Consider the following 12,716-nt stretch of genomic DNA (forward strand, 5'->3'; position numbering starts at 1 on the left):
AGAATTCAGCTTAAACTAAAAGGACTGAGTCCTGTAAAATACAGAACTCAGTCCTTGTTGTAAACTTAAACCGTCCAAGTTTAGGGGGTCAGTTCATTCATTAAGAGCGGTTTCTCTTATTGCATATTTCCGTTTTTTAGTTAGTATACTGTCTTTTATATCAATACTAAGACAATAAAAAGGGCGCAGTAAGACTGTCTTTGGATTTCGCCACCTCTTTAGGCGTACCTGCTGCGACAATAAGACCACCTTCATCGCCAGCACCCGGGCCCATATCGATAATCCAATCGCTGTTGCTCGCGACTTGCATATCATGCTCAACCATAATCACCGTATTACCGGTTGCGACAAGCCCATTTAACTGCGCCATCAGCAGCGCGACATCAGAAGGATGGAGGCCAGTCGTTGGTTCATCGAGCACATACAGCGTATCGCCGCGCTGGGTACGCTGCAGTTCGGTAGCAAGCTTGATACGCTGTGCTTCGCCACCAGACAACTCGGTCGCTGGTTGCCCAAGTCTTAGATAACCAAGCCCAACTTTTAGCAAGGCGTCTAAGGCGCGCATTATTGGGGCATCATCAACGAAAAATTCAGCAGCCGCTTCAACTGTTAAATCGAGCACTTCAGCGATATTCTTACCGTGATAAGTAATCTCTAGGGTTTCATCGTTATAGCGTTGACCGTGGCACACTTGGCAAGGCGAGTAAACACTCGGCAGAAATAGCAGCTCAACGCTGACAAAACCGACGCCTTCGCAATTTGGGCAACGGCCTTTTTTTACGTTAAATGAGAAACGTCCGGCATCATAGTGCCTTGCTTTTGCTTCTTTGGTGGCAGCAAATAATTTGCGCACATGATCGAACAGTCCGGTATAAGTGGCAAGGTTTGAGCGCGGCGTGCGCCCGATGGCTTTTTGGTCAACGGTGACTAAGCGCTTTATATGCTCCATACCACTGACTATCTCACCGCCTATTGGCGTTTCTTGTTCTTGCTCCAGTAAAGCCGCCTCATCGGTGGGCGCTTCAATCACGGTTTTTTGCCCAAACGCATTGTAGACCAGTTCAACCAACGCTTGACTGACCAAGCTTGATTTTCCCGAACCTGAAACGCCCGTCACTGTGGTTAATACCGCTAAAGGAAATGCCACATCTAGCCCTTGTAAGTTATTACGCTCGATATTGACAAGTTTTAGCCAATGATTAGGTTGTCTTGGCTGCTGGCTTGTTAATTGCTGGGCTTTTGATTTTTTATTTTTAAAATCCCCATGAAAAAGATATTGTCCAGTATAGGAATCAGAGATATCTTGCAAGCCTGCGACAGGGCCGCTATAGATGATTTCACCGCCATGACTGCCTGCTTTTGGTCCGACATCGACGATCCAATCGGCGTGGCGAATGACGCTGACATCATGCTCGACAATGAATAATGAATTACCCGCCGCTACCAGTTCATCTAGAGCACCTAATAGCGCCTGAGTATCGGCAGGATGCAGGCCAGCGGATGGTTCATCGAGCACATAAACCACGCCAAATAGTTTAGAGCGAATTTGGGTGCCAAGTCTTAGGCGCTGTAGCTCACCAGGCGATAAGGTAGGTGTAGTGCGTTCAAGAGATAAGTAACCTAGCCCAAGTCTGGTTAACGCTTCTACACGCGATAAGATATCGCTGGTAATACGCTTGGCGACGATGGCTTTTTCACGGTCGGCCATATCATCGCTGAGTTTTTTATTGGCAGCGTCGTGAAGTTTTAGCGCCAGTTCAGTTAAGGTTAATTGTGACAACTCGCCAATATCAAGCCCTGCAAATTTAACCGACAGCGATTCTTGTTTTAACTTTTTGCCATGGCAGCTTGGGCATTCTGAAATTTGCATAAACTGCGCCACGCGTTTTTTGGTACGCGGACTTTGCGTACTGGCAAAAGAGTGCAAGACGAAATTTTTTGCACTGGCATAGGTGCCTTTATAATTGGGTTTTTCGCCTTTTTTGATCGCCTCGCGTACTTGCTCGAGATTGTATTCTGGGTAAACGGGGACTTCTGGCGTGTCATCAGTAAATAAAATCCAATCACGGGTTTCCTTGGATAAGGTGTTCCAAGGTTTGTCGATATCGTAGCCAAGTGTGGTCAATATGCGGCTTAGATTTTGCCCTTGCCACGCAGGTGGCCAAGCGGCAATCGCGCGTTCACGAATGGTCTTGGTAGGGTCAGGGACTAGTAATTCTTCTGTGACCTCGAACACGCGGCCAATACCAGAGCAAGTAGGGCAAGCGCCATCTGGTGTATTCGGCGAAAAAGCGTCGGCGTACAGCATCTCTTGCCCAGCGGGGTATTCGCCCGCTCGCGAGTACAACATGCGCAGACCATTTGAAATCGTCGTCACGCTACCAACCGATGAACGTACCGATGGCGTACCGCGCTGCTGCTGCAGAGCAACGGCGGGTGGCAAGCCTTCGATCGAATCGACATCAGGCTGATCGACTTGATCAATCAAGCGCCGCGCATAAGGCGATACTGAGTCAAGATAGCGATGCTGTGACTCTGCAAAGAGCGTACCAAATGCCAGCGAAGATTTGCCCGAGCCTGATATGCCCGTGAAAACCACAAGGGCATTACGTGGCAAATCAACATCGATGTTCTTTAGGTTATGAACGCGTGCGCCCCTGACCTGAATGCTTTCATCAGCGGCAAGGTTGTAGTTTTTGAGAGAAGTGTTAGATTTCTTATGATTAGATTTCTTATTATTGGTTGTCATACAACGCTTATTCCTTTGACTAAAATCGGCTCGTCAACGCTTTGATTCAACAATACCGTGTCTGTTTAATACGGTGTTCTTTTAATATCGTATCTGCTTAAAGTCATCCTACCACCTTAAAATCAAAACCCTGCGCAGGCTTACGCTTTACAGACAGAGGATAGACACAGCAACGTCAAACGATAACATTTATAAGGTTTACCCAATAAATTACAGATTATAGAGGTTAAGAAATGCGGCATTTTAAACGCCATTACGTGGGCAAGTGGCGCGTTAACTGGGAATGCTTTATCATTAATCATAACTATCAATTATTTATAAAAGTATTTTATGATTTTTATCAGCAATACCATCAGCCTGAATGACAGCGAAGTAGAGATTAGCGCCATACGCGCGCAAGGGGCAGGCGGGCAAAACGTCAATAAAGTGTCGTCTGCGATTCATTTGCGTTTTGATATTCATGCCTCAAGCTTAAGCGATGTCATTAAGCAGCGCTTATTGGACAGTAAAGACAGTCGAATCACCAAAGAAGGTGTGCTTATTATTAAAGCGCAGCAGTTTCGTACTCAAGAGCGTAATCGAATTGATGCGCTTGAGCGGCTGCAAAGCTTTATTATTCAAGCCACTCATGTCAATAAAACCCGCAGGCCGACCAAACCTAGCCGGAACGCCAAACGTAAACGCGTCGATCAAAAAACTCAGCGCGGTAAGACCAAAGCGTTACGCGGTAAAGTGGATTTTTAAATAAACGGCTTACTCGGTATTTTTAATAAACCAAACAGCAAGATGTCAGCCCATTTAATTGGCTGGCATTTTGTATAGGCTTATTTACTATCAGATTTTTAGCTAACCAAGTCTTCTACTTAATTCAGGAAAGCGCTTTATCATAAATAACATCAGTAGCAGCGACACACCAGCGATAGCGGCACCAACATAGCCGACGCTTGATATTGAAATATGCGTTACGGCATAACCGCCAAACAGCGCACCGGCGCCAATGCCTAAGTTAATAATCCCTGAGAACATCGACATCAGCATGTCTTGCGCTGTGACATCGACCATGATGACTTTGGCTTGCATGGAGATAATCAGCAGCATCAGCGCCGCGCCCCACAGTAACGCAATGAAACTCAGCGCCCAGATAGAAGTCACGGCAAACAATAGTACCAGCATAGATAGCAGCATTAATATGATCGATATCAACATCAATCTGGTATTAAAGCGATCGCCCCAACGGCTAAAAATAACACTGCCTGCAATCCCTGCCACTCCAAATAATAGCAAGACCAAAGTCGCAGCGTTTTCACTGATGGCGCCGACTTGGCGCATAAAAGGTTCGATATAAGAATAAGCGGTATAGTGAGCCGTAAAGACTAATAGAATCAGCAAATACAAACAGACCAATAACGGATTCTTAAGCAATTCTGGAATTTTTCTAAACGAGCCTTCAAACATACTGGGTAGCGTTGGCAACAGCCTTGCTTGTAGAATAAACACGATAAAAGCAATCACCCCAATACCGCCAAAGGTTGCCCGCCAGCCAAACCATTGACCGACCAAGCGTCCTAGTGGCACGCCAAGTACCATTGCCAATGAAGTACCGGTCGCAAGCACACTAAGCGCTAGTGCTTTTTTACCTTCCGGTGCTACGCGTATCGCAATCGCGGCGGTGATGGACCAAAATATCGCGTGCGATAGCGCAATGCCCACGCGGCTAATCAGCAATACATCAAAGCTCCATGCAAATACGGACAATACGTGGCTGGCAATAAACACCACAAACAAGCCCAAAAGTAAGCTTTTACGCTCAAAGCGGCTGGTAAGTAGCATCAATGGCAACGACATGGCCGCGACAATCCACGCATACAGCGTCAACATCCAGCCAGTCTCAGCCGTGGTAATAGAAAAATCATGGGCGATGTCGCTTAATAGGGCAACGGGGACAAATTCAGTGGTATTCATAATAAAGGCGCTGACGCCCATCAAAAATACTTGGAAATACTGAGTGCGGCGAGTATTTGCGCTCACCTCAAGGGTCGGTTTCATAAAGTTCAACACAAATAAAGAAGGCGCTAATACAGCAAAGTGGCTTAACAATCACTCATTAGCTTAATAATATGGCAAAGATACGTCGTAGTAACGCAAAGAAGGAGAGCAAGATACCAAGTCACGGGCAGCAGTTAAAGTAATTTTTTGATAATTAGCAAGAATCTTGGCAGGATTGTTAAGGTTAAGCATTTTTCAGCCACAAACTTACTTTGAATAGTGTAAATACGACTTTTTAATAATAAAAACAGTGTCTTGTTTGTCAGCCGCTGTAAATCAGAGGATAATCTACAGCATTAAATCTAATCTCGAGAAACTATTTTATGCTGATTAATGCAGATTTTACTCGCCGTGCAGCATTGGCACCCGAACACTATCAATGGGTGCCATCACCGCAAAACGGCGTCGAGCGTGTCATGCTCGACCGCGTCGGCGCAGAAAAAGCACGTGCCACCAGTATTGTGCGCTATGCGCCTGAGTCCTATTTTCCGCATCATATGCATCCGGGCGGCGAAGAGATTTTGGTGTTGTCTGGGACTTTTTCGGCAGATGATATCGACTATCCAGCAGGCTGGTATTTACGCAATCCACCAAACTCTGGCCATCAGCCTTATAGTAAAGAGGGCGCAGTCATTTTCGTCAAACTTTGGCAAATGCCAGCCACCGAAACACGTTATGTCGCTATCGATACTAACGATGGGGCAAACTGGCAAACACAGCATAATCGTGAGGTCTGTCATTTATTCTCAGATGACAGTGAGCAGGTTAGTTTACAGCGATTGAAGGCCGATGAAGCCCTATTTACCGACGCAGTATTTACCGACACAATTAAAGGCGGCGCTGAGATACTGGTGCTAGATGGCGAGCTGATAGATGCTGAACTAGCAGATAACGCTAAAACCTATACACGCGGTGGCTGGCTACGTTTGCCAGTGGATGTAATACCGCAAATAAAAGCAGGCGTGCACGGCGCTACGGTTTATCTCAAAACGGGTCATCTGTCTAAAGTTATTGGCGTTAAAACAGAAGAAAAATAGTACGCAAACGTCGCTTTAGCGATTATTAATATTGTCTTAACTGGCTTATCAGCTATTGCTTCCCTATAAAAAAGGCGTCAAATCTATTTTTCAGAAAAATAGTTTTAACGCCTTTTAAATATAATCATCTATAAAATACAAAAAACTATTAAAATAATGTTCTGTAACTCCTCGGTTCATACCTGCCCTTCACATTGCTACTTTATTTCTGTAAAATACCAACCGTACGGTTTCTTTACAAGAAACTGTTTTTTCTTCTGTATTAATAAAACGCATTCTTTTAAAGCCCAAATTATTTTTAATTAAACTGACGCGCTAATATCGAGATAAAAATGGAAACTCAAAACGCTCATAAACGTAAAAAACAGCCAGAGCTTGTACGGCGGGCGCTGCTTGATGAAGCAGCGCGCATCACTTTGGAGCAGGGCTTGTCTAAAGTCACCTTTCAAGCGGTGGCGGATGCCGTCGGCGTAACCAAAGGCGGGGTGATGCATCATTTTGCCACCAAGGACGCGCTCATCTTAGAGGTGTTTTATGACGCGATGGCCAAGTTTGAGGCGGAAGTCAATCAAGCGATGGCAAAAGACCCTATCAGCTACGGCTCGTTTACCCGCGCTTATATCGATGCCACCATCAGTTTGGGCGAAAAAGGACAAGCTGAGTTCAATAGCCAAGCCACGCTGTATGTCTTGATGCTAGGGGATCGGATACTGCGCGAACGCTGGGCTGAATGGTCAAATGAGCAGCTAAAAAAACACGCCGCCACGGACAATACCGAAACGCTATGTATGGTGCGTCTGGTCGCCGACGGTATTTGGCTCTCTGACTTTTCAGGTATCGATATCTCGGACAAAGCTTCATTGCGCACGCGCTTGATAAAAATGACACAGCGCGACTTTGACGCTTAAAAATGTATACAAACCACTTTTATTTTTCACCTTTAATCCATGACGACATTATTTTTAAAACTTCATAAAAAAGCTTTTTTATAAAGCGAACCCGTCGCTCTAAGGAAAACTTATGACAGCTACTAAGACAAACATAAATAACTTAAAAGACATTATCGACTTAGCACAAACACAGACCGCTTATATCAATGGTCGCTATTTGGCGGTCGATGAATCCTTGACTGCCTTTGAGGATATCAACCCAGCAACGGGTGAAGTGCTAGCGACCATTCAGCAAACGACTGATGAGCAGATTAATGAGGCGGTAAAAGCCGCGCAACAAGGTCAAAAAGTGTGGGCAGCGATGACAGCGGTTGAACGCGGCCGGATTTTATTAAACGCAGTTGCGATATTGCGCGAGCGTAATGATGTACTGGCACTACTCGAAACCAAAGACACGGGTAAAGCGCTTTCTGAAACCAAGTATGTTGATATTGTCACTGGTGCTGATGTCGTTGAGTATTATGCGGGGCTTGCGCCAATGCTTGAAGGTCGTCAGATTCCGCTGCGTGATAGCAGCTTTGTTTATACCCGCCGCGAGCCGCTCGGCGTGGTCGCTGGTATCGGTGCATGGAATTATCCGATTCAGATTGCGATGTGGAAGGCAGCGCCAGCATTGGTTGCTGGTAATGCGATGATTTTTAAACCATCAGAAGTCACACCGTTAACCGCCTTAAAATTGGCAGAAATCTTCACCGAAGCAGGCTTACCAGATGGTGTTTTTAACGTCGTGCAAGGTAATTATGAAGTAGGCGAAGCATTAACCCAGCATCCTGATATCGCCAAAGTATCGTTTACGGGCGGTGTACCAACGGGTAAAAAAGTCATGGCAAGTGCGGCCTCATCGTCGCTGAAAGACGTGACCTTAGAGCTTGGTGGTAAGTCGCCATTAATCATATTTGAAGATGCCGATATCGATACCGCTGCTGACATTGCGATGATGGCGAACTTCTATAGCAGTGGTCAGGTCTGTACCAATGGCACGCGCGTGTTTATTCCTAAAGCGCTACAAGCCAAGTTTGAAGAGGCTATCTTAACGCGCGTCGAGCGTATCAAGTTAGGCAATCCGCTGGACGAGAGCATCAACATGGGGCCATTGGTCAGCTTCCCACATAGGGACAGAGTGCTTGGCTATATCGAGCAAGGTAAAGCGGGCGGCGCGCGTCTATTGACTGGCGGTGAACGTATCACGGCAGGCGAGCTCGCCAATGGCGCGTTTGTCGCACCGACTGTGTTTACGGATTGCAGCGATGATATGAGCATCGTACGTGAGGAAATATTTGGTCCAGTAATGTCGATATTGACGTACGAGACGGAAGAAGAAGTTATTCGCCGCGCCAATGATACGGATTACGGCTTGGCAGCAGGAGTGGTAACCGCTGACTTGACCCGCGCGCATCGCGTGATTGCACAGATTGAAGCGGGTATTTGCTGGTTAAATACGTGGGGCGAGTCACCCGCGCAAATGCCAGTAGGCGGTTATAAGCATTCTGGTATTGGCCGCGAAAATGGTATTGAAGCCCTTGAATATTATACGCAGACCAAATCTATCCAAGTAGAGCTTGGCAAGTTTGAATCGGTATTTTAAGCAGTTGTATGGTAAAAATTTTTAAAACAGTCAGGTTGGCGTATGAGGACTCATTTGTCCTTTTGGCACCACCTTACTGATATGAAATGATGGATTTTTTTAATATTATGGAGCGTTTTATGACATCGACCACACCTGAATATGACTACATCATCGTCGGCGCAGGCTCAGCAGGAAATGTGCTGGCCACCCGCTTGACCGAAGATGCCAACATTAAGGTGTTGCTGTTAGAGGCGGGTCGTCCGGACCATCGCTTAGACTTTCGCACGCAGATGCCAGCGGCGCTCGCAATGCCGTTACAAGGAACCACTTATAACTGGGGTTATAAAACCGATCCCGAACCTTATATGAATAACCGCGTCATGGATTGTGGTCGCGGCAAAGGACTTGGTGGCTCGTCACTCATTAATGGGATGTGTTATATCCGTGGTAACGCGCTCGATTTTGATGATTGGGCCAAAATTAAAGGCTTAGAGGACTGGACGTATCTCGACTGTCTACCGTACTTTAAAAAGTCAGAAAACTGCGATGCAGGCGAAAATGACTATCATGGCGTCGGTGGTCCAGTTGAGATGACTACTTCAAAACCAGGCGTCAATCCGCTATTTGAAGCGATGATTGAAGCGGGCGTGCAAGCTGGCTATCCACGTACAGAGGATCTAAACGGCTATCAGCAAGAAGGCTTTGGGCCAATGGATCGCTTTGTGACACCTAATGGTCGCCGTGCTTCCACAGCGCGTGGATATCTTGATCGTGCCAAACCGCGTAGCAATATTACCATTTTGACGGGTGCATTGACCGATGTGATTTTATTCGACGGTAAGCGTGCGGTCGGTGTCAAAGTCGCGCACCAAGGTCAAACCAAAAAATTCTATGCATCTCGTGAAGTGATTGTATCCTCTGGCGCGATTGCCTCTCCGCAATTATTGCAGCGCTCTGGTATCGGTCCTGGTCAGTGGCTCAAAGAGTTGGGCGTTAATGAGATTCTTGATTTGCCGGGCGTCGGTAATAATCTGCAAGACCATCTAGAGCTGTATATGCAGTACGAATGTAAGTTACCAGTCTCGATTGCCCCTGCCAATAAGTGGTGGAATAAGCCGGCGATTGGTGCTGAATGGCTATTTAATGGCACAGGGCTTGGCGCGTCAAATCAGTTTGAGGGCGGCGGCTTTATCCGTACTGATGAAAAATTTACCCATCCCAATATCCAGTATCACTTCTTGCCATTAGCGGTGCGTTACGATGGCCGCAGTGCGGTGAAATCGCATAGCTTCCAAGCGCACGTCGGTTCATTGCGCTCCCCAAGTCGAGGCCGCGTCAAGCTAACCTCAAAAGATCCTAGCGCGCACCCGAGTATCTTATTTAATTATATGTCGCATGAGCAGGACTGGCAAGAATTCCGCGCGGCGATGCGTATCACTCGAGAGATTATGCATCAGCCAGCGCTTGACCCATATCGTGGTCGCGCCATTGCGCCGACTGATGATTTGGTCACTGATGCGCAGCTAGACGAGTATGTCCGTAACCATAGCGAGACGGCTTATCATCCCTCATGTACTTGTGCGATGGGCGAGGGCAATGATTCGGTCGTCAATGGCGAAGGGCTGGTACACGGTATCGATGGCTTGCGCGTGGTCGATGCGTCGATTATGCCAAATATTATCAGTGGTAATCTAAACGCCACCACCATTATGCTCGCCGAAAAAATCGTTGATAAGATGCGCGGCGTACAGCTGCCACGCTCGACGGCTGACTATTATGTCGCCAATGGTGCACCGCTCAGAGCCGAGCCGCTGCGTGATTACAGTTCTGTTGTTTAAATGGCTGTCTAAACGCCTGCCTACATTATTGAACAGCAAATAATATAAGACCATTTCAAAAAAGAAGGCCTTTCACAGTAAAGGTCTTTTTTATCAGCGCTTATGTTTATAGAGATGAAAACCGGTGAGGTTAAATTACTTAGCATTCGCGTCGCTGTTTTTCTAATAGTTTATCTTTCAGTTTTTATTAATTGGTACTGCTTTGTGCGTCATGCGGTGATACATATCTCATCTGGCTATCAGTCATAAAACTATGACGGACAAAGCAATATCAGACCCTGTTTCATTTACCTATTGAGGTCTTTTATGTACAGTTCGCCATCAGAAGATGCGACGAAACCCCTGACTCTAAATAAGACGGTTTTTTTAGGTTCAGCTATTATTTCTATTTTATTGATCATCTGGACGATCGTGTTTCCAGATTATAGTGAGGCATTATTAAGCGCCAGTATGGCATGGGTATCAGAGAGTTTTGGCTGGTATTATATGCTGGTGGTTGCCGCTTATAGTATTTTCGCTTTGTTTGTTGGTTTTTCTAAATACGGTGATATCAAGCTTGGGCAAGACCACGAAAAAGCCCAGTTCCCGTTTTTAGCATGGGCGGCGATGCTGTTCTCCGCGGGTATCGGCATTGATTTATTATTCTTTGGTGCTTCTGAGCCGTTGATGCATTATCTAACGCCGCATACGGGACTCGAGCCTGCCAGTGCTGAAGCCATGCGTGAAGCACTGTCGCAGACCTTTTTGCATTGGGGTCTACATGGTTGGGGTATTTATGCCTTAATCGGGATGGCATTGGCGTACTTTGCTTATCGTAAAAACATGCCATTGGCACTGCGTTCACCACTGACCCCTATCTTTGGCGAGCGCTTAATCAAAGGCTGGCTTGGTGATGGTATTGATACCTTTGGCGTTGTCTGCACGCTGATGGGTATTGCGACCAGCTTAGGTATTGGGGTATTGCAGGCTAATGCAGGCTTGACTCATGTTTTCGGTATCGAATCGAGCAAAATGGTGCAGAGCCTGATTATCTTAGGCGTGGTTGTTGCTGCCGCTATTTCTGCGATGACAGGCGTTGAAAAAGGCGTGCGCCGTTTATCCGAATTTAATATGTTGTCGTCGATATTGCTACTATTAGCCATATTAGTACTGGGTAATACCGTTTATTTGCTCAATACCTTTACCCAAAATATTGGGCAATATTTCCAAACTATTATTTTTAAAACCTTTGATGTCTATGCTTATGATGGCAGCGCTGGCGCTGATTGGAAGTCAGGTTGGACGATATTTTTCTGGGCATGGTGGGTCGCTTGGGCACCCTTTGTTGGTTTGTTTATCGCGCGTATTAGCCGTGGTCGTACTTTGCGTGAGTTTGTCTTTGGCGTGATGTTTATCCCGCTAGGTTTTATCTTTGCATGGTTTTCTATCTTTGGTAATTCAGCGATAGATTTGGTCGCCAACGGTGCCACTGAACTCGGTGAAATCGCCGTTAATGACGCCGCGATGGGGATGTTTGCCTTGTTTGAATACTTCCCTTACAGTGACGTTTTCTCATTGGCAGGCGTATTTATTGGTCTGATATTTTTTGTGACCTCAGCGGACTCAGGCGCTTTAGTGCTTGCAAATCTAAGCTCAAAAGGTATGACCAATGATATCGACGCACCTGTTTGGCTACGCCTTTTTTGGGCGGCAGCCACAGGTTTGATTACTTTGGGTTTATTGTTTGCAGGTGGTTTTGCTTCGCTACAATCGGTTTCTGTGATTGCGGGTCTGCCGTTCTCGCTTATTTTGCTGCTTTACATGATGGCTATGTGGAAGTCATTAAAAGAAGAGGGCAACAAGCGCAAAGCCAGTACCGTTGGCACGGCCAACGTGCTCGATAGTGGTAAAGGTTGGAAAGCGCGCTTGCAACGTATCGTCAGCTTCCCTAGTCACAAGCAAGTTGAACGCTTTTTACAGACGGTGGTTAAGCCTGCCATGGTTGAGGTGGAAAACGAGCTAAAAGCAGGTGGTCTTCAGACGGCATTGGATATCCGAAATTTGGCCAGTATTGGTAAAAATATCGATGCCGCAACGGATGAAGATGACGGTCAGATAGATGGGGTAAAACTGCGCGTCGGGCATGGTGATGAAGATGACTTTATTTATGAAGTCAATCTCATCAAAGCTGAGCGACCGAACTTTACCCTCAATACTTCAAGCAAGCAGGCCGAGTTTTATTACCGTGCTGAGGTGTTTTTAAGTGATGGCTCGCAAGAGTATGACTTGGTTGGCTACACCAAAGAGCAAGTGCTGGTCGATATCTTGCATCAGTACGAATGTCATATGCAGTATCTGCATTTAGAACGTTAATTCATTTATTAAATCATTCATCAAACGCTAGTATATGGTGTGCTAGATTTTAGATATCTGATTCACAATTCGGCAAAAGATAACCCCATAAGTTGCATACAGCTTATGGGGTTTTTTTATATAAATTTATTCAATGAATAGTGAATTTAATGAGAAATCTAGTGATAAGTGATTGAG

9 protein-coding genes are annotated in these 12,716 nt (G+C 46.0%); 7 read left to right on the forward strand and 2 right to left on the reverse strand.

Translation table 11 applies throughout. The annotated features are described in order from the left end of the window. The coding region (locus B2866_RS13240) for an IS3 family transposase (RefSeq protein WP_376779295.1) at positions 1-63 on the forward strand (63 nt) is incomplete at its 5' end. A gap of 103 nt (positions 64-166) precedes the next feature. Here the strand turns inward: B2866_RS13240 and uvrA are convergent. Then, complete coding sequence (gene uvrA, locus B2866_RS04555; RefSeq protein WP_296191085.1) at positions 167-2,749, reverse strand: excinuclease ABC subunit UvrA; 2,583 nt, start codon at positions 2,747-2,749, stop codon at positions 167-169. A gap of 330 nt (positions 2,750-3,079) precedes the next feature. On the opposite strand from uvrA, the gene arfB reads away from it, so the two are divergent. Further along, positions 3,080-3,493, forward strand: coding sequence for an alternative ribosome rescue aminoacyl-tRNA hydrolase ArfB (gene arfB, locus B2866_RS04560; protein WP_296191086.1), 414 nt, complete (start codon positions 3,080-3,082; stop codon positions 3,491-3,493). A gap of 102 nt (positions 3,494-3,595) precedes the next feature. Here the strand turns inward: arfB and B2866_RS04565 are convergent, their stop codons facing one another. Beyond that, a complete protein-coding gene (locus B2866_RS04565; protein WP_296191087.1) occupies positions 3,596-4,795 on the reverse strand; it encodes a sugar transporter in 1,200 nt (399 codons plus the stop codon). Between the two features lie 323 nt (positions 4,796-5,118). Between B2866_RS04565 and B2866_RS04570 the strand changes: the two genes are divergently transcribed. The 5 genes from B2866_RS04570 (at position 5,119) to betT (ending at position 12,539) form a co-directional block, all read left to right on the forward strand. Then, complete coding sequence (locus tag B2866_RS04570; RefSeq protein WP_296191088.1) at positions 5,119-5,832, forward strand: cupin domain-containing protein; 714 nt, start codon at positions 5,119-5,121, stop codon at positions 5,830-5,832. Between the two features lie 332 nt (positions 5,833-6,164). Then, positions 6,165-6,740: a TetR/AcrR family transcriptional regulator gene (locus B2866_RS04575; protein ID WP_296191090.1), complete on the forward strand. Its 576-nt coding sequence runs from the start codon at positions 6,165-6,167 to the stop codon at positions 6,738-6,740. Positions 6,741-6,852: 112 nt separating this feature from the next. Then, entirely contained in the window at positions 6,853-8,367 is a 1,515-nt protein-coding gene (gene betB / locus B2866_RS04580) for a betaine-aldehyde dehydrogenase (RefSeq protein ID WP_296191092.1), read from the forward strand. A 119-nt stretch (positions 8,368-8,486) separates the two neighbouring features. Then, positions 8,487-10,187: a choline dehydrogenase gene (gene betA / locus B2866_RS04585; protein WP_296191093.1), complete on the forward strand. Its 1,701-nt coding sequence runs from the start codon at positions 8,487-8,489 to the stop codon at positions 10,185-10,187. 306 nt (positions 10,188-10,493) lie between these two features. Next, positions 10,494-12,539, forward strand: coding sequence for a choline BCCT transporter BetT (betT, locus tag B2866_RS04590; RefSeq protein WP_296191095.1), 2,046 nt, complete (start codon positions 10,494-10,496; stop codon positions 12,537-12,539). Positions 12,540-12,716: the final 177 nt, after the last annotated feature.

The sequence above is a fragment of the Psychrobacter sp. UBA3483 genome (genome assembly GCF_002377905.1).
Lineage (GTDB): Bacteria > Pseudomonadota > Gammaproteobacteria > Pseudomonadales > Moraxellaceae > Psychrobacter.